Origin of the sequence: Streptomyces sp. NPDC048659 (genome assembly GCF_040650575.1) — a bacterium.
In the GTDB taxonomy this organism is placed as follows: Bacteria; Actinomycetota; Actinomycetes; order Streptomycetales; family Streptomycetaceae; genus Streptomyces.
The window spans coordinates 1-22,213 of record NZ_JBEZHM010000076.1; the positions used below are offsets into that span (position 1 = coordinate 1).

The following is a 22,213-nucleotide window of genomic DNA, read 5'->3' on the forward strand; positions in this document are numbered from 1 at the left end:
CCCCCGACCTCCTCTGGCGCAGCCACGACTCCGGCACCATCTACATCCGCCACGGCAAGCCCGGAACCGTCCCCGGAAGCGTCGACATCAACTCGCTGAAGACCGCAGCCGCTTCGCGGCAGGGCGTCGACACGTCGTACGGCACCAACTGGACGACGGCCAACATCACCGCCGTCATCGGCATCCCCGACGTCAACGGCGACAAGATCCCGGACCTGTGGGTGCGCTACGGCGCCGACGGCACCATGAAGGTCTACCACCCCTCCACCACCAACACCGGACCCGCCGTCAAGACGGTCCTCTCCGTCAACTGGGCCGGCATCAAGTCCTTCGGATAACCCCGCAGGGCCTCACCCGGACCCACAGCGAGCCCCCCGGCGCCTCACGGCGCCCGGGGGCTCGCCCCGTTCCCCGGAAGGCCGGGCAAGGCTAGGACGCGTCCTCCGCGCCCTCCGCGATCGCCGCCTCCACCTCCTCGACCCGGGCCCGCTCCTCCGCCGCGAACCGCTCCCGGTCCAGCGCCTCGGCGATCTCCTCGTCCTGGGTCATCAGCAGGTCGAGGTTGGAGTCGCCGAGGTCGAAGACGCCCATGTCGAGGTACGCCTTCTGGAGGCGCTCGCCCCACAGGCCGATGTCCTTCACGCACGGCACGATCCGGCTGAAAAGCAGCTTGCGGAAGAGGTGCAGGAACTCGCTCTGCTCGCTGAGCTCCTCCGCCTCCTTCTTCGAGATGCCGAAGTTCTCCAGGACCTCGACCCCGCGCAGCCGGTCGCGCATCAGGTAGCAGCCCTCGATGACGAACTCCTCGCGCTCGCGCAGTTCCGCGTCGGAGAGCTGCTTGTAGTAGTCGCGCAGCGCCATCCGGCCGAAGGCGACGTGGCGGGCCTCGTCCTGCATCACGTACGCGAGGATCTGCTTGGGCAGCGGCTTGTCGGTGGTGTCGCGGAGCATCCCGAACGCGGCGAGCGCGAGGCCCTCGATGAGGACCTGCATCCCGAGGTACGGCATGTCCCAGCGGGAGTCGCGCAGGGTGTCGCCGAGCAGCCCCTGGAGGTTGTCGTTGATCGGGTACAGCATCCCGATCTTCTCGTGCAGGAACCGCCCGTAGATCTCGGCGTGCCGGGCCTCGTCCATGGTCTGGGTGGCCGAGTAGAACTTGGCGTCCAGGTCAGGGACCGACTCGACGATCCGGGCCGCGCAGATCATCGCGCCCTGCTCGCCGTGCAGGAACTGGCTGAACTGCCAGGCGGTGTAGCTCCGGCGCAGCTCGCCCTTGTCCTTCTCCGTGAGCTTGGCCCAGTGCCGGCTGCCGTAGAGCGCCAGCGCCTCGTCGGGGGTGCCGAGGGGGTCGTACGGGTCGACCTCCAGCGCCCAGTCGATGCGGGTGGCGCCGTCCCACTGCTTGTCCTTGCCCTTCTGGTAGAGGGCGAGGAGGCGCTCGCGCCCGTCGCCCGCCATGTCGTAATCCCAGTTGAATCGGGCGGAGCCGGAGGCCGGCACCCGCCAGACGGGCTCCTCGGGGGCCTGTACGTAAAGGTCGTGCGTCGACACTGACGGCTCCTTCCGACGGTTTCCAGCAGGCTCACACGTTGGTAGACGCAGGGTCAACAAGTCGTGCGCGAGGGATTGACGGCGTTACTGACGAGGAGTCTCATAAGGGCATGGCCAGTCTCACCGAGCCCGACTTCACCCTCCTGCGTGACGCCCTCGGCCCGCTGCGCGACCGTGAACAGGTCGCCGAACGGCTCCTGGAGTCCTCGCTCCGGCACTCCTACGACCCCGACACCGAGCTCGACTGGGACGCCCCGTTCGAGGACGGGAAGTGGTTCTGGCCGCCGGAGCTGCTCTCCCTCTACGACACCCCGCTCTGGCACCGCATGTCCGAGGAGCAGCGGATCGACCTCTCCCGGCACGAGGCCGCCTCGCTGGCCTCGCTCGGGATCTGGTTCGAGATCATCCTCATGCAGCTGCTGGTCCGGCACATCTACGACAAGTCGCTGACCAGCAAGCACGTCCGGTACGCGCTGACCGAGATCGCCGACGAGTGCCGCCACTCGATGATGTTCGCCCGCATGATCACCCGCGGCGGCTCCCCCGAGTACCCGGTGCCGCGCGCCTACCACAACCTCGGCCGGGTCCTGAAGACCGTCTCCACCACCCCCGGCTCCTTCGCCGCGACCCTGCTCGGCGAGGAGATCCTGGACTGGATGCAGCGGCTCACCTTCCCCGACGAGCGCGTCCAGCCGCTCATCCGGGGCGTCACCCGGATCCACGTCGTCGAAGAGGCGCGGCACGTCCGGTACGCGCGGGAGGAGCTGCGCCGCCAGATGGCGACGGCGCCGCGCTGGGAGCGGGAGTTCACCCGGCTGAGCTGCGGCGAGGCGGCCCGCGTCTTCTCCGACTGCTTCGTGAACCCGAAGGTGTACGACAACGTCGGCCTGGACCGCCGCGAGGCCGTCGCCCAGGTGAAGGCGAGCGGGCACCGGCGGGAGGTCATGCAGGCGGGCGCGAAGCGGCTGACCGACTTCCTCGACGACATCGGGCTGCTGAGCGGGCCGGGCCGCCGGCTCTGGAAGTCCTCGGGCCTGCTGGCCTGAACCGCCCGGCGCGCCCCGTGCGACGTTACGCTGCGGACATGACGAGTCAGGCATCGCCCGCGTACCGCCGGCTCGGCGTCGAGGAGCGCAGGCGCCAACTCCTCGACGCCGCCCAGACGCTCTTCGCGCACCGGGCGCCGGAGGACGTCTCGCTCGACGACGTCGCCGAGGCCGCCGGTGTCTCCCGGCCGCTCGTCTACCGCTACTTCCCGGGCGGCAAGCAGCAGTTGTACGAGGCGGCGCTGCGCTCCTCGGCCGACGCCCTGGAGCTCTGCTTCGCCGAGCCGCCGCAGGGGGCGCCGACCGAGCGGCTGGCCCGGGTCCTGGACCGGTACCTGTCCTTCGTCGACGGGCACGACGCCGGGTTCGCCGCCCTGCTGCGCGGCGGCAGCGTCGCGGAGACCTCGCGGACCTCGGCCATCGTCGACGAGGTCCGGCGGGCGGCGGCCGAGCAGATCCTCCTCCACCTGGGGGCGCGCCGCCCCGGGCCGCGGCTCGGGATGATGGTGCGCACCTGGATCGCGGCCGTCGAGGCGGCGTCCCTGATCTGGGTCGACGAGGGCAAGCGCCCGCCGGCCGGGGAGCTGCGGGACTGGCTGGTGGACCACCTGCTCGCGCTGCTCGTCGCGACCGCCGCGAGCGACCCGGAGACGGGCCGCGTGGTGGCCCGGCTGCTGGCCCAGGAGAGCCCCTCGGGCCCGGTCGGCACCCTCGCGAGGAGCGTGATCCCGGTGGTCGGCGAGGCCGCCCACCTGCTCTGAGCGCGGCGGAGGCGACACTGGAGGGGTGAAGAGCGAGAACACCCCCTTCCGCGGCGGCCCCCTCGACGGCCGGTCGCTGCCCGTGCTGCTCGGCCCGACCGGCCACCCCCCGAAGTGGTACGAGATCCCGGTCCCGGCCCACGAGGGCCGCCCGGCCGAGGTCCACACGTACCGCCGCGAGCCGGCCGGCTACGGCAAGCGGCTCGGGCTCCAGCAGGGCTGGGTCTACGCGTACGCGCCGGAGGGCCGGGAGCGCCACGAGATCCGCTGGCCCTGGTCGAAGCCCCGCCCGGCGGCTCCGCCGAACGAGTGAGCCCCGCGACACCCCCGCGCCGGTCCGCTGATCACACAATTCGCCGCGCCATCATCCCGATGGAGGTGGTGACGTGTCGGCACGGCTGCTGCGCACGGTCTGTACGGGGTTCCTGGCCGCGACAACGGCCCTGACGGGCCTCACGGGCCCACCGCCCGCCGGGGCGGCGCCGGCCGATCCCCCGGGGCCGGGCCCGGCCCCGACGGCGACGAGGAGCCAGGCCCCGGGGGCGACTCCAGGGACAGCCCCGAGGGCGGACTCAGGGGCGGCACCGGAGACCGCCGCGACCACCGGGGCGGCTGCCGGGACAGACCCGGGAGCGGACCCGGGGGCGGCCCCGGAAGCGCCCCCCGGCACCGAGCCCGCCACCCCCGACCTAGCCCCTGCCCCCGACCCCAACGCTGACCCCACCCCCGCCCCCGCCCCCGCCCCCGGCCCCCCGGCCCTCGGCACCCTCCTCGCCCGCCTCCAGGCGCTCTACCGCCAGACCGAGCAGGCCACCGAGGCGTTCAACGCCGGGGAGGAGGCGCTCAAGCGGCAGACCGCCGACACCCGGCAGGTCGACGCGCGGCTCAAGGCAGCCCGCGCCGGGCTGGTCCGGGGCCGGAACGAGGCCGGGCGGCTCGCGCGGGAGCAGTACCAGGGGCGCTCCGAGCTCTCCCCGTACCTGCGGCTGCTGCTCGCCCGCGACCCGCAGCACGCGCTGGACCAGAACCACCTGCTGGCCCGCGCCGCCCGGGCGCGGGCCGGGGCCGTCGGACGGCTCCAAGCGGCGGAGAAGCGGGCCGCGGACCTGGCCGCCGCCTCCCGCACGGCCCTGGACCGGCGCCGCGCCCTCGCGGACCGGCAGCGGGCGCACCGCGACGAGGTGGGCAGGCGGCTGCGCGAGGTGGAGGCGCTGCTCGCCGCGCTCTCGCCGGAGGAGCTGGCCCGGCTCGGCGCGCTGGAGCGCGCCCAGACGGCGGGCGCGCAGTCCGAGCTGCTCGGCTCGGGCGTGCTGGACGGAGCCCGCTCCCCGTCGCGCGCGGGCGCGGAGGCGCTGCGCTTCGCGGTGGCGCAGCTGGGGAAGCCGTACGAGTGGGGCGCGGAGGGCCCGGACACGTACGACTGCTCGGGGCTCACCCAGCGGGCGTGGGCGAGCGCGGGCCGCGAGCTGCCGCGGACCAGCCAGGAGCAGTGGCGGACGCTGCCGCGGGTGCCGCTGTCGGAGCTGCGTCCGGGGGACCTGGTGGTCTATTTCCCGGAGGCCACCCATGTCGCCCTCTACCTCGGGAACGGCCTCGTGGTGCACGCCCCGCGCCCCGGCGCCCGGATCAAGGTGTCACCGCTCGCGGCCAACCCGCTGCTGGGCGCCGTACGCCCGGACCCGGGCACCCCGCCCCTGACGGGCTACGCGCCGCCCGAGCTCCCGGCGGGAGCGGCGGACGGCGCGGACGAGGGCTACGACGGGCACGACGGGCCCGCCGGAGCCCGGACCCCGGCCGGAACGGCGGATCAGGCGCCGCCGGCCGGGGCCGGTCTCTCGGGTCAGGCCCCGGTGACCGAGGCCAGGTAGGCGGCGGTCTTCTCGGGGTCGTAGAAGAAGTCCTCGAAGTCGGCCGGGTCGTCGAAGCCGTTCGCGAAGCGGTCGGCGACGGGCTGGAGTTGGCCGGCGGCGCCGAGCAGGTTGAGGACGTGCTCCGGCGGCGGGGCCAGCATGGCGTTGGTCCACTTCGTGACGTGCTGGGCCGTCTGCCAGTAGCGCGCGAACGCGGCCCGCATCCACTCCTCGTCGAACGCCCGGTCGCCGCGCTCGACGATCGCCGCGAGGTAGGCGGCGGCGCACTTGGAGGCCGAGTTGGAGCCCTGGCCGGTGATCGGGTCGTTGGCGACGACGACGTCGGCGACACCGAGGACCAGACCGCCGGAGGGGAGCCGGCCGACGGGGTTGCGGACGGTCGGGGCGTAGCGGCCGGCCAGGGTGCCGCCGGCGTCGGTGAGCTCGACGCGGGTGGCGCGCGCGTGCTCCCAGGGCGTGAACTTCTCCATCAGCTCCAGCGTGAGCGCCAGGTGCGCGGAGGGGTCCTTGACACCCTGGAAGGCGTCGACCGGGCCGCCGGGGACGCCTTCCCAGAAGAGGATGTCGGCGCGGCCGGAGGTGGTGAGGGTCGGCATGACGAAGAGTTCGCCGACGCCGGGCACCACGTTGCAGCGGACCGCGTCGAAGTCGGGGTGCTCGGGGCGCGGGCCGAGGCCGTGGACGTAGCTGACGGCGAGGGCGCGCTGCGGCTCGGCGTACGGGGAGCGGGCGGCGTCCCGGCCGAACATGGAGACGAGCTCGCCCTTGCCCGCGGCGACCAGCACCAGGTCGTAGCCGCGGGCGAAGTAGTCGAGGTCGCCGACGGCGGCGCCGTGGATGACGAGCTGCCCGCCGCGCTGGGCGAAGGTGTCCATCCAGCCGGACATCTTGACGCGCTGGTCGACGGACTGGGCGGGGCCGCGGAGCCTGCCGACCCAGTCGATCGCGCGGCCCGCGTCGGGGGCGGCGACGGAGACGCCGAGGCCCTCGATGCGGGGGGCCTGGGCGGCCCAGAAGTCGAGGCCGAGGTCGCGCTCGTGCTGGAGCGCGGTGTCGAACATGCACTGGGTGGACATGACCCGGCCGGACCGGATCTCGTCCGACGTGCGGTTGGACATCAGGGTGACTTCGTAGCCCCGGGACTGGAGTCCGAGGGCGAGCTGGAGGCCGGACTGGCCGGCCCCGACTATGAGTATCTTCCGCATGTGCGACCGACCTTGTGGGACTCGTGGGACTCGGGGGTTATTCGGGGGAGGCTTCCAGCGCGTGGGCGACCATCGCGAGCAGGGTCTCGACCACGCTGTAGCGCTTGCGCGCGTCCATGATCACGACCGGTACGTGCTCGGGCACGGTCAGCGCGTCGCGGACGTCGGCCTCCTCGAACGACTCGGTGCCCTCGAAGTGGTTGACGGCGACGATGTACGGCAGCCCGCAGCTCTCGAAGTAGTCGAGCGCGGGGAAGCAGTCGGTGAGCCGCCGTGTGTCGGCCATGACGATCGCGCCGATCGCGCCGCGCACGAGGTCGTCCCACATGAACCAGAAGCGCTGCTGTCCGGGCGTGCCGAAGACGTACAGCACCAGGTCGTCGTCGAGGGTGAGCCGCCCGAAGTCCATCGCCACGGTGGTGGTGAGCTTGTCGGGGGTGGCGGTGAGGTCGTCGGTGTCCTCGCTCGCCCGGGTCATCAGGGCCTCGGTCTGGAGCGGGGTGATCTCGGAGACCGCGCGGACGAAGGTGGTCTTGCCGACGCCGAAGCCGCCCGCGACGACGACCTTGGTCGCGATCGGGGCGCGGGAGTGGTCGAGCTGCCAGTCCTGGGCGCCCTCTTCGGGGTCCGGTCCGGCCGCTTCGGCCGGGGCGGCCGGCCCGGCCGGGCCCGTGGGCTGGGCGGGGATGCCGCCGACGACGGTCGGCGTTTCAGAGACGGCGGAGTCCACTCAGCACCCTTTCGAGGAGCGCGCGGTCGGGCCGGTCGGTGCCGTGCCCCGTCCCGTACACGCGGATCTTTCCCTGGTCGGCCAGGTCGCTGAGCAGCACCCGGACGACTCCCAACGGCATCTTCAGGAGCGCCGATATCTCCGCCACCGTGCGCATCCGGCGGCAGACCTCGACGATGGCACGCATCTCCGGCATGAGGCCGCGCGCGGCGCGGCCCCCGTCGGTGAGGACCTTCCGCTCGGGTGCGGCCTCCAGCGCGGCCACGAAGGTCTCGACGAGGAGGACGTGGCCGAAGCGGGTGCGCCCGCCGGTGAGCGAGTAGGGGCGGACGCGGGCGGGGCGCCGCCCCTCGCCGCGTATCGGCAACCGGTGCGGGTGGTGGCCCGGGACTGAGGTCACTGAGGGCTCTCCATCGACTTGGCCAGCTCGCTGCGGAGTTCGGGGGTGAGCACGTGGCCGGCGCGGCCGACGAAGAGCGCCATGTGGTACGCGATGACGCTCATGTCGCAGTCGGGGGTGGCGTGCACGCCGAGCAGCGAGCCGTCGCTGATCGACATGACGAAGACGCTGCCCTCCTCCATGGCGACCATGGTCTGCTTGACCCCGCCGCCGTCCATCAGGCGGGCGGCGCCGATGGTGAGGCTGGCGATGCCCGAGACGATGGTGGCCAGGTCGGCGGTGGAGCCCCGGGGGCCCTCCTGCCGCTCCGCGTCGGCCGCCGCGTTCTGGACCTCCGGGTCGGACGAGAGCAGGAGCAGCCCGTCGGAGGAGACGACGGCGACGGAGCGGACCCCCGGCACCTCCTCGACGAGGTTGCCCAACAGCCATTGCAGATTGCGGGCTTCACTGCTCAGCCCGAATGTTCCGGTCGCAGTCAACTGCGTGCCTCCTCGACTGTGTCCCCCGTGTTCTCCTCGGTACGTGCTGTCCGCGTGGCCCGGATCTCGGCGGCCACGTCGCGGCGGCCGTGCTCGGCGCCCCGCTGGAAGCCGCCGAGACGGCGGCGCAGGGCCTCGGCGTCGACGCCGCGGGTGCGTATCTGCGGGGTGGCGGGGCCGGCCTGCCGCACTATCCGCGGCGTGCGCTTGGGCAGCCCCTTGTCCGTGACCCGCTCCCACCGCCCGGGCCGCGGCCCGGCCTCGTCGGCCGACTCGGCCGCCCCGGCCGGCTCCTCGGCGACCCGCTCGTGCGTGTCCGGCTCCGGCGGGGGGTCCGGGAGTCGCACCTGGAGCGTGGTCTCGGAGAGCGACTCCACGGGCCGGGCGACAGGAGCCTGACCGTGGGACGCGGGGACCTGGGCGGGGGTGGGGGCGGATACGGGGGTGGGTGCGGGTACGGGGGTGGGTGCGGGCTCGTACGCGGGCTCCGGCTCCGGCTCGTACGCGCGCTCCGGCTCGTACGCCGGGGCGGGCTCGGGCTCGTACGCGGTCGGTGCGGGTACGGGCGCGGGGTCGGCCTCGTACGCGGGCTCGGGCTCCGGCTCGTACGCGGGCTCCGGCTCGTACGCCGGGGCGGGCTGCGGGAGCGTCGGGGCCGGGGCGGCCTGGTTCCGGGCCTCCGCCTCCGCCGCCGCGATCGCGCGCTCCGCGGCCTCGACCAGGGGGTCGCGGTGGCGCGAGGGCAGGGTGTTGGAGTTGGCCTCGGCGACCGAGCCGGGGAGCGTGACGACGGGCGCGTCGGCCGCGGCCGGGACGGGCACGGGCGGCGCGGCGACGGGCGGCGGGTCGGCCGGGAGCAGCGGGAGCGGCAGGACCACGACGGCGGCGACGCCGCCCGGCTGCTGCTCGCGGAGCTCGACCCGGACGCCGTGGCGGGCGGCGAGCAGGGACGCGACGCGGATGCCGAGGCCCTCGCCCCGGGTGTCGGCGATCGCCGGGTCGGCGAGGCGCGCGTTGAGCTCGGCGAGCCGGTCGGGGGCGATGCCGATGCCGCCGTCCTGGACGGAGACCACGACCTCGCCGGACTCCAGGAGCCAGCCGGAGAGCTGGACCTGGGAGTCGGGCGGCGAGAACGAGGTGGCGTTCTCCAGGAGCTCGGCGACCAGGTGGCTCAGGTCGTCCGCGGCGAAGCCCGCGACCTGGGCGTGCGGGGGCAGCGACTGGATGCTGACCCGCTCGTAGCGCTCGATCTCGCTGACCGCGGCGCGCAGCACGTCGACCAGCGGGACCGGGCCCGGGTGCCCGTGGTGGTGCTCGTGGCCGGCGAGGACGAGGAGGTTCTCGCTGTGGCGCCGCATGACGGTCGCCATGTGGTCCAGCTTGAAGAGGGTGGCGAGGCGGTCCGGGTCCTGCTCGCGCTCCTCCAGCTTCTCGATGACGCCGAGCTGGCGGTCGACGAGCCCGAGGCTGCGCAGCGAGAGGTTGACGAAGGTGTGCTGGACCGTGTCCTTGAGGCGCTCCAGCTCGGCGGTGAGCCGGGCGGTGTGGCCCTGGAGCTCGGCGCGCTGGGCGGCGAGCTCGGCGGCGAGGGAGTCGCGCGCGCCAGTGAGGTCGGCGTGCTCGGCGCCGAGCCGCCCGGCGCGGACGGCGAGCCCGGCCAGCTTGTCCTGGAGGGTGTTGAGGGACCGTACGACCTGGGCGAACTCGTCGTTGCGGCCGGTGAAGCGGATCGGCTCCTCGGTGCCCGGGTCGGCGGCGGTGGCGAGCCGGGCGGCGCCGATGCGCAGCACGGCGAGCGGCCGGGTGAGGGTGCGGGCCACGTAGGTGGAGATGCCGACGGCGACGAGCAGGCAGCCGCCGAGGAAGGCGATGCGCACTTCGAGCGCGGTGACGTCGTCGTCGCGGACCGCGGTCAGGCGTTCGGCGCGCTCGGCGGCGAGGGCGGACTCGACGCCGCGCATCTGCTCGATACGGGCGGAGAGCGCGGCGTCCAGCTTGGCCGGGTCGGTGTCGAGCTCGGACTCGGAGAGCTCGGGCCGGTCGGTGAGCCGGGCCAGGTAGCGCTCGGCGCTCTTGACGTCGGGGCCGGTGACGGTGGCGGCGAGGGACTCGCGGGAGGCGGCGGTGGCGGCCTGGTCGAAGTCGCCGAGGGCGGCGAGCTCGCGGGTCCTGGCCTGCTGGGCGGCCGCGCTGAGGGCGGCCCTGGCCCGCTCGGCCTCGGCGGCGCCCTCGGCCTCGTCGGCGACGTAGGTGCCGGTGGCGGGGTCGTAGTGGGTGGTGCCGGTGGACTCGGGCCGGGGCACGGCGAGCGCGGCGAGCAGCAGCCCGCGCTCGGCGGACGCCTGCTCGGTGGCGCGGCCGAGGGCGGCGGGGGCGCGGACGGCCTCGGCGGCGCGGGCCGGGGTCCGCTCGGCGAGGCGGTCGGCGAGGGCCTGGAGCTTGCCGATGACCTCGGTGTACGCGCGGTACGCGTCGAGGGCGGAGCCCTTGCCGGTGAGGGCGGTGCGGCGGATCGAGGGCAGCCCGGAGAGCTCGCGGCGCAGCTCGTCGGGGGCGGCGGGGCGGATCTCGTCGATCTGGCGGTCGACGCGGGCGGAGCGGGCGCTGGTGATCTGCCGCTTGGGGCCCTCGCCGGTCTGGTCGTCCCGTCCGGCGGCGACGTACGCGACGACCTCGTCGCGCTCGTCGGAGAGGGAGTGGGCGAGGGTGACGGCCTGCCGGTCGAGCTCGGCGAGGGCGACCAGGCTGACGGAGTCGTCGAGCTCGGCGGAGGCCGTGAGGATCGCGGGGGCGCCGGCGGCGAGCACGGTGATGCCGACCAGGGCGACACCCGCGACGAGGCGGCCCCGGACGCGCTTGGGGCGGCCCGCGGGGGCCGGCCGGGGGGTGCCGGCCGCCGTGTCGGTGCCGTCGGTGCCGCGCGCGGGCAGGCCGGTGGCCTGCGGGTCACCGGTGGTCTGGCTCCGCGCGCCGTTGTTGCTCCGAGGCCGCTTCTTCTGCACCGGTGCTCGCATTCTTGATCGTCCGCCCATGAAGCAGAGGTGACGACCGGTCACATGTCTAGAGCCCCCACCCCTGGTGTGTCTTCCGACCATTTCAGCGGTTCTGGTCAGGGGACTCGCATCGGCCGCTCCGCCACCCGAACGAGTGAACAACACTCATGAGTTGGCAAACAACTCCTCCCGGTGAACGCCGGGGCGCCGGGCTTACCCCCGGTTGGATCTTCCGCGCGGCCTTTGGCAGGATGCCCGCCCGCAGCTTCCCGGAGCTGCCTGTTCCGGGCCTCCGGCCCCGTCAGGCCCCTTTGCGCACACCGGATTCGGTGTCTGGAGGCGCCGTGAAGGAGTGGTGCGGGGGCGGGCCGCCCGAGGCAGACTGGGGATCATGCGCACCGAAGCGGTCACCCTGCCCGGCAGCCCCGAACGACCCAACGAGGACTGGGGTGCCGCCGCGCTGCCCGCGTCGGGGGCGGGGGGCGTGGTCGTGGTCCTCGACGGGGTGACGCCGCCGGCGGGCGACGACGGTTGTGTGCACTCGGTGCCCTGGTTCACCGCGCGGCTCGGCGGCGCTTTGACTGAACTGTCCGCTTCGCGAAGCGATCTGACGCTGACCGAGATCCTCGCCGTGGCAATCCGGCGCACCGCGGACGCCCATCGTGACACCTGTGACCTTTCTCACGTACGCACTCCGCAGGCGACGGTGGCCATGGCGCGCTGGGACGGGACGGCGGTGGAGCACCTCGTCCTGTCGGACGCGGCGCTGCTGCTGCGGGGCGCGGACGGCACGGTACGGGCGGTGCTCGACGACCGGCTGGACCGGGTCCCGGACGAGGTGCTGCGCTCGCTGGAGGCGACGGACCGGCTGCGGAACCGGGAGGGCGGCTTCTTCACCGCCGCCGCGGATCCGGCGGTGGCCGCGCGGGCGGTGACCGGCACGACGCCGCGCGCGCAGGTGCGGGACCTGGCGGCGCTCACGGACGGGGCGACCCGCTGGGTGCAGCTGTTCGGCGAGGGCGACTGGGCGGACTGCTTCGAGGTCCTGGCGAAGGAGGGGCCGCACGGGCTGCTCCGCCGGGTGCGCGGCCTGGAGGCGGCGGACGCGGAGGCGGGCGGCGCCCACCGCTGGAAGCTCCACGACGACGCGACGGCGGTGTACGCGGAGCTGTAGGGCGCCCCGTCGCGCCCCCGCGCCCCGTCGCGCCCCCGCGCCCCGCCGGGCGCCCCGCGCCCGCGCCGCGCGCTCCCCGTCGCCCCGCGCGCCGCGTCCGCCGCGCCCGCTCAGCCCTCCGAGCGGACGTTGAAGTGGTTGAGCAGCCGGGCCAGTTCGGCGACCTCGGAGCGGTCCCAGTCGGCCAGCTTGCGGACGTACCGCTCGCGCCGGGCGTCCCGGACGCTGCGGAAGCGGCCCTGGCCCTCCTCGGTGAGCCGGACCAGCGAGGCGCGTCCGTCGGCGGGGTCCGGGTCGCGGGCGACCAGGCCGAGCTGCTCCAGGGCGCGCAACTGGCGGCTCATCGTGGCCTTGCCGACGCCGAAGTAGCCGGCCAGGTCGGTGGCGCGCTGCGGCCCGGCGTCGTCGAGCCGCACGAAGAGCCCGTACGCGGCGGGCTCCAGCTCGGGGTGGACCTCGCGGGCCATCTCGCCGGACTGCGCCCGCGCGCGCCGCAGGAAGACCGCCAGTTCGCGCTCCAGGGCGAGGAACTCCTGGTCCACGCCGCCTCCGCCCCTGGGCGCGGATCCACTCCCGGTACCGCTTCCGTGCACGTCAGCACCCCTCACGCGCTTTCCGCTCGCTGAAAGTTCATGTCGGGCCGCGGCCATCGCCGCAGCTCCCCCAGTATTTCGCAGGAGTAGACCAACGGCGGCGGTCGGCCCCTCTTCCGTGCGGCGGGTCTACGTGCGTAGCGTCTCACCCCAGCGGGCTGGATGACATGTCCACACCAGGAAATGGCGCGGACCCGCCGTCCTCGCTCCCCCCACCGACCATCGATCCTTCGGAGGCACGCGATGCGTGTGCACAGATCCGGGACGTCCCTCGCCCTCGCGGCCCCGGCCCTCCTGCTCCCCCTCACCCTCGCCGGTCCGGCCGCCGCCGCGGACCCCGGCGCCCGGCCGGCGCCCGCGCGCGGCTCCGCGTACATGGGCATGGGCGTCGTCGCGCACGACGGCCAGGGCGCGAAGCCCGCCGCCGGGCTCTCGGTCCAGGCCGTCCAGACGGAGGGCGTGGACGTGTCCAGCCACAACGGCAACGTGGACTGGGCGACCCTGTGGAACAGCGGGGTGCGCTGGGCCTACGTCAAGGCGACGGAGGGCACGTACTACAAGAACACCTCCTTCGCCCAGCAGTACAACGGCTCGTACAACGTGGGCATGATCCGCGGCACGTACCACTTCGCGACCCCGGACACCACGACGGGCGCGGCCCAGGCCGACTACTTCGTGAACAACGGCGGCGGCTGGTCCAAGGACGGCCGGACCCTGCCGGGCGCGCTGGACATCGAGTGGAACCCGTACGGCGACACCTGCTACGGCAAGACCCAGGCCGGGATGGTGGCCTGGATCAGGGACTTCCTGGACCGCTACCGGTACCGCACCGGGCGGGACGCGGTGATCTACACGGCGACGAGCTGGTGGACCCAGTGCACCGGCAACTACGGGGGCTTCGCCGCCGCCAACCCGCTCTGGGTCGCCCGTTACGCATCCGACGTCGGCACGCTGCCGGCCGGCTGGGGCTACTACACGATGTGGCAGTACACCTCCACCGGTCCCACGGTCGGCGACCACAACCACTTCAACGGCGACTACTCGCGGGTGCAGGCGCTCGCGAACGGCTGACCGGGCGGGATCACGGGGCCATGAGGCCACGGGGCTCCCGGGGGCGCGGCGGCGCCCCCGGGAGCCCCTTCGCGTCCGTGCCGCGCCCGGCCGTCGCCCGGCTTTCTCGGACGGACCCCTTGCCCATTGGTATGGACCAATGCGACCCTCGGGGAGCCGGGCGATCCGCAACTCGCCCGCGCCGTGCGCACGTTGCTCACCCCGTACTCCCCCACGCACGAGAGAGAGCTCCGCCATGCCCCGCATCACGACCTCCCGACGGACCGCCGCCGCGGCCGCCCTGGCCGCCGCCGCGCTCGTCCCCCTCACCCCCACGTCCGCCGGCGCCCACGGCGCCGTGTTCAACCCGGTCAGCAGGGTCGCGGCCTGTTACGCGGAAGGCCCCGAGAGCCCCAAGTCGCAGGTGTGCAAGGACCTCGTCGCCGACTCCGGCACCCAGCCGCTCTACGACTGGAACGAGGTCAACATCGCCAACGCCGACGGGCAGCACAAGGCGCTGATCCCGGACGGCAAGCTGTGCTCCGCCAACCGCGCCAAGTACCGCGCGCTGGACTGGGCCCGCACCGACTGGCCGTCCACCGCCGTCGCGCCCGGCGCCTTCGGCTTCAAGATCCGGGCCACCGCCGCGCACTCCGGCACGATGACGATGTACATCACCAAGCAGGGCTTCGACCCCACCCAGCCCCTGAAGTGGTCCGACCTCGACACCGCGCCGGTCGCCGTCTACAACACCACCCGCACCGCCACCGACGGCTTCTACGCCTTCAACGGCACCCTCCCGCAGCGCTCGGGCCGCCACGTCGTCTACATGGTCTGGCAGCGCAACGACAGCCCCGAGGCGTTCTACAGCTGCTCCGACGTCACCTTCGGGAGCGCCGCGGCCGCCACGGCCCTGAAGGCCCAGGCCCCGACCGAGGCCGAGCTCGCCGCGGGCGCGCAGCTCTCCACCGTGAGCCACAAGGGCCACGGCGGCGACGAGCAGCCCCCGGCCCTGTCCGCCGAGACCGCCGAGGCCCCCGCCTCCCCGCTCCCGCTGGCCCTCGCGGGCGCCGGCGCCCTCGCCGCCTTCGGCGCGGGCAGCATCCTGCTGGCCCGCCGCCGCAAGGAGTCCTGACCCCGGGCCACCTGACGACCCGGCCGCCTCGGCCCGGCCCGGGCCACCCCACGGCCCGGACCCGGCCCCGGCCGGGCCGGCCTCGGGCCGGACCGACCTGACCCGGTCCGGCCCGGGGCCGCCCCCCTCTCACGCCCGGCTCGCCCCTCTCACGCCCTGCTCGGCCCCCCTCACGCCCGGCTCGCCCGCCCCCTTTCCCGCTCCGCCCCGCGCGGAAAGAGGGCGGCGAGTGCGGGTATCGCCTCCTCCGCCGGAGGGTCCCCGCGCGGCGGGTCCTCCGGGTCCGGACGGTCCTCGCCCTGGGCGGCGTCCAGGGCGTCGTAGAACGCCTCCCCCTCGTCCGCCGCCCCCGTCAGCTCCTCGAAGACCTCCCCCGCCACGTAGTCCAGCTCCTCCAGGTCGGGCAGCTCCTCCGACTCGCACCAGGAGCCGGGGCTCCGCCCCGCGAGGCGCCGCACCTCGGGCAGCGCGGCCAGGCTGTCGGGGGACCGCAGGGCCTCCTCGAAGACCTCGCGCCCGAGGCCCACCAGCCACAGCCGGAAGTAGTGGAAGCCGTCGTCGGAGCACCAGCCGTCCAGGATCCGCTCGGCCGCCGCCCACAGGTCCTCCCGGTAGGCCCGGTCGCAGGCGGCCTCCAGCTCCACCTGGAACGCCACGCACTCCTCGGCCGTCCCCCGCGCCAGCTCCCCCCGCAGCCACTCCAGCCGGTCCTCCCGCGACCCCGGCCGGTGCCGCAGCTCCCCCATCAGCGCCCAGAATGCCTTCTCGTCCATGCCGGGAAGCATCGCAGCCGCCACTGACAACGGCGGTGGGGCGCCCTCCACTTGGGAGGGCGCCCCACCGCCGTCTCGTCACCGGGCCCGACGTCAGGCCGCCGCGCCCACCGCCACCCGCGCCGGGGTGAGGGCGATCTCCAGGACCTGCCGGACGTCCATCACCGGGTGGACCTCCAGCTTCTGGAGGATCTCGGCCGGGACGTCGTCCAGGTCCGCCTCGTTCCGCTTGGGGATCACGACCGTCGTGATGCCCGCCCGGTGCGCGGCGAGCAGCTTCTGCTTCAGGCCGCCGATCGGGAGCACCCGCCCGGTCAGGGACACCTCACCGGTCATCGCCACGTCCGTGCGGACCGGCCGCCCGGACAGCAGCGAGGCGAGGGCCGTGGTCATCGTGATTCCCGCGCTCGGCCCGTCCTTCGGGACCGCGCCCGCCGGGAAGTGGATGTGCGCGCCGCGGTCCTTGAGACCGGTGACGGGCAGCTCCAGCTCCGCGCCGTGCGAGCGGAGGAAGGAGAGCGCGATCTGCGCGGACTCCTTCATCACGTCGCCCAGCTGGCCGGTGAGCGTCAGCCCGGCCGCGCCCGTCTCCGGGTCGGCCAGCGACGCCTCGACGAAGAGCACGTCGCCGCCCGCCCCGGTCACGGCGAGGCCGGTGGCGACGCCGGGCACCGAGGTGCGGCGCTCGGCCGGGTCCTGCGCCGACTCGGGCACGTGGTGCGGGCGCCCGATGAGCCCGCGCAGCTCGTCCGGGCCGATGGTGAACGGCAGCTCCCGGTCGCCCAGTTCGTGCTGGGCCGCCACCTTGCGCAGCAGCCGCGCGATGGACCGCTCCAGGGTGCGGACACCGGCCTCCCGGGTGTACTCCCCGGCGAGCCGGCGCAGCGCCGCCTCCTCCAGGACGACCTCGCCGGGCTCCAGGCCGGCCTTCTCCAGCTGCCGGGGCAGCAGGTGGTCGCGGGCGATGACGACCTTCTCGTCCTCGGTGTAGCCGTCGAGGCGGACCAGCTCCATGCGGTCGAGCAGTGCCTCGGGGATGGCTTCGAGCACGTTGGCCGTGGCGAGGAACACCACGTCGGACAGGTCGAGTTCGACCTCCAGGTAGTGGTCGCGGAAGGTGTGGTTCTGCGCGGGGTCCAGGACCTCCAGGAGGGCCGCCGCCGGGTCGCCCCGGTAGTCGGAGCCGACCTTGTCGATCTCGTCGAGCAGGACCACCGGGTTCATGGACCCGGCCTCCTTGATCGCGCGGACGATCCGGCCGGGCAGCGCGCCCACGTACGTGCGCCGGTGGCCGCGGATCTCGGCCTCGTCCCGTACGCCGCCGAGGGCGACCCGGACGAACTTCCGTCCCATCGCGTGGGCGACGGACTCGCCCAGCGAGGTCTTGCCGACGCCGGGCGGGCCGACGAGCGCGAGCACGGCGCCGCCGCGCCGCCCGCCGACGACCCCGAGGCCCCGCTCGGCGCGCCGCTTGCGCACCGCCAGGTACTCGGTGATCCGCTCCTTCACGTCCTCCAGGCCCGCGTGCTCCGCGTCGAGCACGTCCTTGGCGCCCTGGATGTCGTACGCGTCCTCGGTCCGCTCGCTCCACGGCAGTTCCAGGACCGTGTCGAGCCAGGTCCTGATCCAGGAGCCCTCGGGCGACTGGTCGCTCGCCCGCTCCAGCTTCTCGACCTCCTTGAGGGCGGCCTCCCGCACCTTCTCCGGCAGGTCGGCGGCCTCGACGCGGGCGCGGTAGTCGTCGGACTCGTCGCCCTCGCCCTCGCCGTTGAGCTCGCGCAGCTCCTTGCGCACGGCGTCGAGCTGGCGGCGCAGCAGGAACTCGCGCTGCTGCTTGTCGACGCCCTCCTGGACGTCCTTGGCGATGGTCTCGGCGACGTCCTGCTCCGCCAGGTGCTCGCGGAGCTGCGCGGTGGCGAGCTTGAGGCGGGCGACCGGGTCGCCGGTCTCCAGGAGCTCGACCTTCTGCCCGACGGTGAGGAAGGGCGAGTAGCCGGAGTTGTCGGCGAGGGCGCCGACGCCGTCGATCTGCTGGACGCGGTCGACGACCTGCCAGGCGCCGCGCTTCTTGAGCCAGGTCGTGGCCAGCGCCTTGTACTCCTTGACCAGTTCGGTCACGGAGCCGGGCAGCGGGTCGGGCAGGGTCTCCTCGACGACGGTGCCCTCGACCCACAGGGCGGCGCCGGGCCCGGTGGTGCCCGCGCCGATGCGGACGCGGCCGAGGCCGCGGATGAGCGCGCCGGGGTCGCCGTCGGAGAGGCGGCCGACCTGCTCGACGGTGCCGAGCACGCCGGTCCCGGCGTAGGTGCCGTCCACGCGGGGGACGAGCAGCACGCGCGGCTTGCCCGTGCCGCCTCGCGCGGCGGCCTGGGCGGCCTCGACGGCGGCCCGTACATCGGTGTCGGAGAGGTCCAGCGGCACCACCATTCCGGGCAGCACGACCTCGTCGTCGAGCGGCAGCACGGGCAGAGTGAGCGGCACGGACGCCTTGGACTCAGAAGCCATGATCTCCCCTTCGGCAGTCAAGTTGAGCTATGTGCACTCAATGCACGTGAGCCGGGGAATGTTCCCCACCGCCTGTTCGCTCTGAGCGATCACCCTCACACGGCCCGCGAACAGCCGCTGTAATCCCCTCATGGACATAGCATCTATTACATCCTCCTGGGTGGCCGGCTGGACCGTCTCCCGGGGCACCGCGCCCGCCGTCGTGGAGCCCTGGGGGTACCGGATCGAGGTGGGGCTGCCCGAGCACCCCTTCCGGCACGTGCTGCCGCACCCGGACGCGGCCTCGGTGGGCGCGCTGTGCGCCGCCGTCACCGAGCCGTACGCCTGGCTCAAGGTGATGGCGGCGCCCGAGGAGGTGGCGTCCTGGATCACGGCGGACTGGACCGTCCCCGACGACCCGGGCTTCATGATGACGAAGAAGCTCGACCCGGCGGCCCGGCCCCCGGCCCCGGAGGGCTACGCGCGCACGACGGAGACCCGCGACGGGGTGATCCGGGTGCGGATCCTCGCCCCGGACGGCACCCTCGCCGCGCGCGGGCAGATCGCGCCGACCGGGGCGACGGCCGTCGCCGACCAGATCGAGACGGACCCCGCGCACCGCCGCCGGGGCCTCGGCGCCAACGTCATGCGCACCCTGGAGGCCGCCGCCGCGCAGGCGGGCGCGGAGACCGGCGTCCTGGCGGCGACCACGGACGGGATGGCGCTGTACGACAGCCTCGACTGGTACCACCGGGGCCCGCTGACCGGCATCGTCCGCGCGGCCTGAGCCGTTCGGGCTGCGCGGCGGCGGCCGAGGCGGCATCCTCTCCTCCATGGACAAGAGGTACGGGACCGCCGCCCTGCTGGCCGCCGCGATCACCGTGGCGGGCTGCGGCCAGGCCCCCGCGGCCCCCGCCGCCTCCGGCACCCCGGCGGCGCCCACCACCGCCACGACCACCACGCCCGGCGCACCGGCCACACCCGGCACGACCACCGCACCGGGCACGGCCACCACGTCCGCCACACCCGCCCCGCCGACCGAACACCCCGCGCCCCAGGACGCCCTGGTCGAGGTGACGGTCACCGGCGGCTTCGCCGGGGTCGACAACCGGCTGGTCGTGCGCGAGGACGGGACCTACACCACCAGCAGGCGCGGCAAGCCGGACGAGAGCGGCCGGATGACCCCGGCCGGGCTCGCCGGGCTGCGCGCGGCCCTGGACGACCCGGCGTACGCGCGCGTCCCGGACCGCCCGTCCGGCGCCCCGGTCGCCGACGGCTTCCAGTACACGGTCACCCACACCGGCCGCACCGTGACGGCGGGCGACCGCGAGCGTCCGGCCGCCCTGGACCGGGTCTTCGGCGCGCTCCCCGGCGGCGGCCCGCCGACCGGGCGCTGAGGGGGGCCGGGCCTCAGGCCCGGATCTCCTCGTACTGGCGCCGCAGGAAGTCCCGTACCCGCGCGGGCATGTCGAGCGCCTCCGGGTCGAGGGCCCACTGGATCTGGAGCCCGTCCATCACGGCGAGCTGCTCGCGGCCGACGGCCTCGCAGTCGACGTCCGCCCGCAGCTCCCCGCGCGCGACGGACGCCTCCAGGAGCCCGACGGTGTGCGCGAGCACGCGCGCGTACCGCTCCTTGAAGTAGGCGTGGGCGGGGTGGCCGAGGTTGCCGGACTCGCCGACCAGCACGTTGAACATGCGCACGATACCGGGCCGCCGGGTGTTGTCCTCGATCAGCCCGACGAGGGTGTCCAGATACGCGGCGTAGGACGCGGGCTCGGCGCTGAAGAGGCGCTCCACGTCGTGCTCCTCGCTCTGCGCGAGCACCGAGAGGAGCAGGTCCTCCTTGCCGCGGAAGTGGTGCAGCAGGCCGCCCTGGGTGATGCCGCAGTCGTCGGCGATCCGGGCGAGGGAGGAGGCGTGGAAGCCCCAGCGCCCGAAGTGCTCGACGGCGGTGTCCAGGATCTTCCGGCGCCGCGCCTCACCGACCGCGTACCCGCCGCGGCCCGCGCTCCTGCGGGCCGGCCGCCCCTCGTTCTCCGCCATGGCACCACCCTAACGAAGCGCCGGAAAACGCCCCTTCCCCGCCCCGCGTTCCCTGTGACCCACGCCACATCACACAAACCTAGTGGGTACTCGGTTTTCGCGCTTAGCCTGGCCGTCCGATCATTTCCGGTCAGTGACGCACGAGCAGCAGGTACGGACATGCACCCCTACCAGGACCCCACCCGCCCGGTCGACGAGCGCGTCGAGGACCTTCTCTCCCGCATGACGCTGGAGGAGAAGGCCGGCCAGCTCTTCCACTCGATGCTGATGATGAACCCGGACGGCAGCCCGGTCACCGAGACCGATGGCTCGATGCTGCCGTTCACCACCCCGGAGCTCATCGAGGGCCGCGGGCTCACCCACTTCAACCTGCTCGGCAGCCACGGCGCCCGCGAGATGGCGCGCTGGCACAACGAGGTCCAGGAGATGGCCGCCGCCACCCGGCTCGGCATTCCGGTCTCGCTCTCCACGGACCCCCGGCACGCCTTCACCGACAACATCGGCGCCTCCTTCAACTCCGGCGCCTTCTCCGCCTGGCCCGAGGCGCTCGGGCTGGCCGCGATCCGCGATCCGGAGCTGGTCTTCCGCTTCGCCGACACCGTGCGCCGCGAGTACCTGTCGGTCGGCTTCCGCACCGCCCTGCACCCGCAGATCGACCTCGCCACCGAGCCCCGCTGGTCCCGCCAGTCCGGCACCTTCGGCTCCGACGCCGCCCTCACCGGCGAACTCGTGCGCGCCTACGTCCGCGGCCTCCAGGGCGAGCAGCTCGGCCCGGACTCGGTCGCGGCGATGGTCAAGCACTTCCCGGGCGGCGGCCCGCAGAAGGACGGCGAGGACCCGCACTTCCCGCACGGCAAGGAGCAGGTCTACCCGGGCGGGCTGCGCGAGCACCACCTGGAGCCCTTCAAGGCCGCCATCGCCGCCGGCTGCGCGCAGATGATGCCGTACTACGGCCAGCCCGTCGGCACCGACTGGGAAGAGGTCGGCTTCGGTTTCAACAAGGGCGTCATCCAGGGCCTGCTCCGCGACGAGCTCGGCTTCGACGGGATCGTCTGCACCGACTGGGGGCTGCTCAACGACTCCCGCATCTTCGGCGAGATCCACGCGGCGCGCGCCTGGGGCGTGGAGCACCTGAGCGTGGCCGAGCGGACGGCGAAGGCGCTGGACGCGGGCTGCGACCAGTTCGGCGGCGAGGAGTGCCCGGAGGTCGTCGTCGAGCTCGTGACCTCGGGCCGGATCGCCGAGTCCCGCGTCGACACCTCCGTACGCCGTCTGCTGCGCGAGAAGTTCGTCCTCGGCCTGTTCGACGAGCGGCGGTACGTCGACCCCGACGAGGCCGCGGAGACGGTGGGGCGCGCCGACTTCACCGCCCTCGGCGCGGCGGCCCAGCGCCGCTCCCTGACCGTCCTCACCGACGGCCCGCTCCCCCTGAAGGGGCGGCCGAAGCTGTACGTGGAGAACGTGGCCGCCGAGGTGGCGGCGGCGTACGCCGAGGTGGTGGCGACCCCCGAGGAGGCGGACCTGGCCGTCCTGCGCCTGCGCACCCCCTACGAGGAGCGCCCGAACCTCTTCGAGTCGTTCTTCCACTCGGGCTCGCTGGCCTTCCCCGAGCCCGAGCTCGGCCGCGTCCTCGCCCTGCTCGCCGCCACCCCCACCGTGGTGTGCGTCAACCTGGAGCGCCCGGCCGTCCTCCCGGAGATCGCGGAGCACGCGGCGGCCCTGATCGCCGACTACGGGGCGAGCGACGAGGCCCTGCTCGACGTGGCCTTCGGCCGGGCGAAGCCGGAGGGCCGGCTGCCGTTCGAGCTGCCGCGCTCCATGGCGGCGGTGGAGGCGTCCCGCCCGGACGTCCCGAACGACACGGCGGACCCGGTCTTCCCGTACGGGCACGGCCTGGAAATCTGACAGCACACTCACAGACCGCG

At 74.2% G+C, this 22,213-nt stretch carries 20 protein-coding genes and 1 pseudogene; 11 read left to right on the forward strand and 10 right to left on the reverse strand.

The genetic code is table 11. From position 1 onward, the window contains the following. Positions 1 to 338: pseudogene (locus AB0C99_RS35270) on the forward strand (hypothetical protein); the annotation flags it as partial. 91 nt (positions 339 to 429) lie between these two features. Here the strand turns inward: AB0C99_RS35270 and AB0C99_RS35275 are convergent. After that, on the reverse strand, positions 430 to 1,551 hold the full coding sequence (locus AB0C99_RS35275; protein WP_362483877.1) for a ferritin-like domain-containing protein: 1,122 nt from the start codon (positions 1,549 to 1,551) through the stop codon (positions 430 to 432). A 110-nt stretch (positions 1,552 to 1,661) separates the two neighbouring features. Between AB0C99_RS35275 and AB0C99_RS35280 the strand changes: the two genes are divergently transcribed. The 4 genes from AB0C99_RS35280 to AB0C99_RS35295 all read left to right on the forward strand — a co-directional run bounded on the left by AB0C99_RS35280 (position 1,662) and on the right by AB0C99_RS35295 (position 5,226). Continuing rightward, positions 1,662 to 2,597 (forward strand): diiron oxygenase, encoded by a 936-nt coding sequence (locus AB0C99_RS35280; protein WP_362483879.1) that lies wholly within the window; start codon positions 1,662 to 1,664, stop codon positions 2,595 to 2,597. 38 nt (positions 2,598 to 2,635) lie between these two features. Continuing rightward, positions 2,636 to 3,358 (forward strand): TetR/AcrR family transcriptional regulator, encoded by a 723-nt coding sequence (locus AB0C99_RS35285; RefSeq protein ID WP_362483881.1) that lies wholly within the window; start codon positions 2,636 to 2,638, stop codon positions 3,356 to 3,358. A 25-nt stretch (positions 3,359 to 3,383) separates the two neighbouring features. After that, a complete protein-coding gene (locus AB0C99_RS35290; protein WP_362483882.1) occupies positions 3,384 to 3,671 on the forward strand; it encodes a hypothetical protein in 288 nt (95 codons plus the stop codon). A gap of 73 nt (positions 3,672 to 3,744) precedes the next feature. Beyond that, positions 3,745 to 5,226, forward strand: coding sequence for an NlpC/P60 family protein (locus AB0C99_RS35295; RefSeq protein ID WP_362483884.1), 1,482 nt, complete (start codon positions 3,745 to 3,747; stop codon positions 5,224 to 5,226). Here the strand turns inward: AB0C99_RS35295 and AB0C99_RS35300 are convergent. From AB0C99_RS35300 to AB0C99_RS35320, 5 genes are read right to left on the reverse strand one after another with little or no spacing between them, the layout of a single operon-like run. After that, a complete protein-coding gene (locus tag AB0C99_RS35300) occupies positions 5,199 to 6,434 on the reverse strand; it encodes a styrene monooxygenase/indole monooxygenase family protein (protein ID WP_362483886.1) in 1,236 nt (411 codons plus the stop codon). The genes AB0C99_RS35295 and AB0C99_RS35300 overlap by 28 nt on opposite strands. A 37-nt stretch (positions 6,435 to 6,471) precedes the next feature. Beyond that, complete coding sequence (locus AB0C99_RS35305) at positions 6,472 to 7,122, reverse strand: ATP/GTP-binding protein (RefSeq protein WP_362483917.1); 651 nt, start codon at positions 7,120 to 7,122, stop codon at positions 6,472 to 6,474. A 22-nt stretch (positions 7,123 to 7,144) separates the two neighbouring features. Then, positions 7,145 to 7,564: a DUF742 domain-containing protein gene (locus tag AB0C99_RS35310; RefSeq protein WP_362483888.1), complete on the reverse strand. Its 420-nt coding sequence runs from the start codon at positions 7,562 to 7,564 to the stop codon at positions 7,145 to 7,147. Further along, a complete protein-coding gene (locus tag AB0C99_RS35315) occupies positions 7,561 to 8,043 on the reverse strand; it encodes a roadblock/LC7 domain-containing protein (RefSeq protein ID WP_362483890.1) in 483 nt (160 codons plus the stop codon). The genes AB0C99_RS35310 and AB0C99_RS35315 overlap by 4 nt, the downstream gene beginning before the upstream one ends. Further along, positions 8,040 to 11,045, reverse strand: coding sequence for a nitrate- and nitrite sensing domain-containing protein (locus AB0C99_RS35320; RefSeq protein WP_362483892.1), 3,006 nt, complete (start codon positions 11,043 to 11,045; stop codon positions 8,040 to 8,042). Before AB0C99_RS35320 ends, AB0C99_RS35315 begins: the two co-directional genes overlap by 4 nt. 382 nt (positions 11,046 to 11,427) lie before the next feature. On the opposite strand from AB0C99_RS35320, the gene AB0C99_RS35325 reads away from it, so the two are divergent. Beyond that, entirely contained in the window at positions 11,428 to 12,210 is a 783-nt protein-coding gene (locus AB0C99_RS35325) for a hypothetical protein (protein WP_362483894.1), read from the forward strand. A gap of 110 nt (positions 12,211 to 12,320) precedes the next feature. Here AB0C99_RS35325 and AB0C99_RS35330 read toward each other — a convergent pair whose 3' ends face one another. Beyond that, a complete protein-coding gene (locus tag AB0C99_RS35330; RefSeq protein ID WP_362483895.1) occupies positions 12,321 to 12,818 on the reverse strand; it encodes a MarR family transcriptional regulator in 498 nt (165 codons plus the stop codon). A 228-nt stretch (positions 12,819 to 13,046) separates the two neighbouring features. Here AB0C99_RS35330 and AB0C99_RS35335 point away from each other — a divergent pair, with 228 nt between their 5' ends. Beyond that, positions 13,047 to 13,874, forward strand: coding sequence for a lysozyme (locus tag AB0C99_RS35335; RefSeq protein WP_362483896.1), 828 nt, complete (start codon positions 13,047 to 13,049; stop codon positions 13,872 to 13,874). 235 nt (positions 13,875 to 14,109) lie between these two features. Continuing rightward, on the forward strand, positions 14,110 to 14,988 hold the full coding sequence (locus AB0C99_RS35340; RefSeq protein ID WP_362483898.1) for a lytic polysaccharide monooxygenase: 879 nt from the start codon (positions 14,110 to 14,112) through the stop codon (positions 14,986 to 14,988). A 170-nt stretch (positions 14,989 to 15,158) separates the two neighbouring features. Here the strand turns inward: AB0C99_RS35340 and AB0C99_RS35345 are convergent, their stop codons facing one another. Beyond that, positions 15,159 to 15,761 carry a DUF4240 domain-containing protein gene (locus tag AB0C99_RS35345; RefSeq protein ID WP_362483900.1) on the reverse strand — a complete coding sequence of 201 codons (603 nt, stop codon included), beginning with the start codon at positions 15,759 to 15,761 and terminating at the stop codon, positions 15,159 to 15,161. 93 nt (positions 15,762 to 15,854) lie between these two features. Next, on the reverse strand, positions 15,855 to 18,266 hold the full coding sequence (gene lon, locus AB0C99_RS35350) for an endopeptidase La (protein ID WP_362483902.1): 2,412 nt from the start codon (positions 18,264 to 18,266) through the stop codon (positions 15,855 to 15,857). Between the two features lie 130 nt (positions 18,267 to 18,396). Here lon and AB0C99_RS35355 point away from each other — a divergent pair, with 130 nt between their 5' ends. Together AB0C99_RS35355 and AB0C99_RS35360 are read left to right on the forward strand one after the other, a co-directional pair. Next, positions 18,397 to 19,032 carry a GNAT family N-acetyltransferase gene (locus AB0C99_RS35355; protein ID WP_362483903.1) on the forward strand — a complete coding sequence of 212 codons (636 nt, stop codon included), beginning with the start codon at positions 18,397 to 18,399 and terminating at the stop codon, positions 19,030 to 19,032. 46 nt (positions 19,033 to 19,078) lie between these two features. Continuing rightward, positions 19,079 to 19,642 carry a hypothetical protein gene (locus AB0C99_RS35360; RefSeq protein ID WP_362483905.1) on the forward strand — a complete coding sequence of 188 codons (564 nt, stop codon included), beginning with the start codon at positions 19,079 to 19,081 and terminating at the stop codon, positions 19,640 to 19,642. Between the two features lie 13 nt (positions 19,643 to 19,655). Here AB0C99_RS35360 and AB0C99_RS35365 read toward each other — a convergent pair whose 3' ends face one another. Then, positions 19,656 to 20,288, reverse strand: coding sequence for a TetR/AcrR family transcriptional regulator (locus AB0C99_RS35365; protein ID WP_362483906.1), 633 nt, complete (start codon positions 20,286 to 20,288; stop codon positions 19,656 to 19,658). 159 nt (positions 20,289 to 20,447) lie between these two features. Here AB0C99_RS35365 and AB0C99_RS35370 point away from each other — a divergent pair, with 159 nt between their 5' ends. Next, positions 20,448 to 22,193, forward strand: coding sequence for a glycoside hydrolase family 3 N-terminal domain-containing protein (locus AB0C99_RS35370; RefSeq protein ID WP_362483908.1), 1,746 nt, complete (start codon positions 20,448 to 20,450; stop codon positions 22,191 to 22,193). Positions 22,194 to 22,213 lie beyond the last annotated feature (20 nt).

Bases quoted from the DNA above. Each gene is read 5' to 3' on its own strand.
- AB0C99_RS35300 (WP_362483886.1), bottom strand. From the start codon at position 6,434: ATGCGGAAGATACTCATAGTCGGGGCCGGCCAGTCCGGCCTCCAGCTC.
- lon (WP_362483902.1), bottom strand. From the start codon at position 18,266: ATGGCTTCTGAGTCCAAGGCGTCCGTGCCGCTCACTCTGCCCGTGCTG.
- AB0C99_RS35335 (WP_362483896.1), top strand. From the start codon at position 13,047: ATGCGTGTGCACAGATCCGGGACGTCCCTCGCCCTCGCGGCCCCGGCC.
- AB0C99_RS35345 (WP_362483900.1), bottom strand. From the start codon at position 15,761: ATGGACGAGAAGGCATTCTGGGCGCTGATGGGGGAGCTGCGGCACCGG.
- AB0C99_RS35365 (WP_362483906.1), bottom strand. From the start codon at position 20,288: ATGGCGGAGAACGAGGGGCGGCCGGCCCGCAGGAGCGCGGGCCGCGGC.
- AB0C99_RS35280 (WP_362483879.1), top strand. From the start codon at position 1,662: ATGGCCAGTCTCACCGAGCCCGACTTCACCCTCCTGCGTGACGCCCTC.
- AB0C99_RS35360 (WP_362483905.1), top strand. From the start codon at position 19,079: ATGGACAAGAGGTACGGGACCGCCGCCCTGCTGGCCGCCGCGATCACC.
- AB0C99_RS35355 (WP_362483903.1), top strand. From the start codon at position 18,397: ATGGACATAGCATCTATTACATCCTCCTGGGTGGCCGGCTGGACCGTC.
- AB0C99_RS35285 (WP_362483881.1), top strand. From the start codon at position 2,636: ATGACGAGTCAGGCATCGCCCGCGTACCGCCGGCTCGGCGTCGAGGAG.
- AB0C99_RS35340 (WP_362483898.1), top strand. From the start codon at position 14,110: ATGCCCCGCATCACGACCTCCCGACGGACCGCCGCCGCGGCCGCCCTG.
- AB0C99_RS35370 (WP_362483908.1), top strand. From the start codon at position 20,448: ATGCACCCCTACCAGGACCCCACCCGCCCGGTCGACGAGCGCGTCGAG.
- AB0C99_RS35325 (WP_362483894.1), top strand. From the start codon at position 11,428: ATGCGCACCGAAGCGGTCACCCTGCCCGGCAGCCCCGAACGACCCAAC.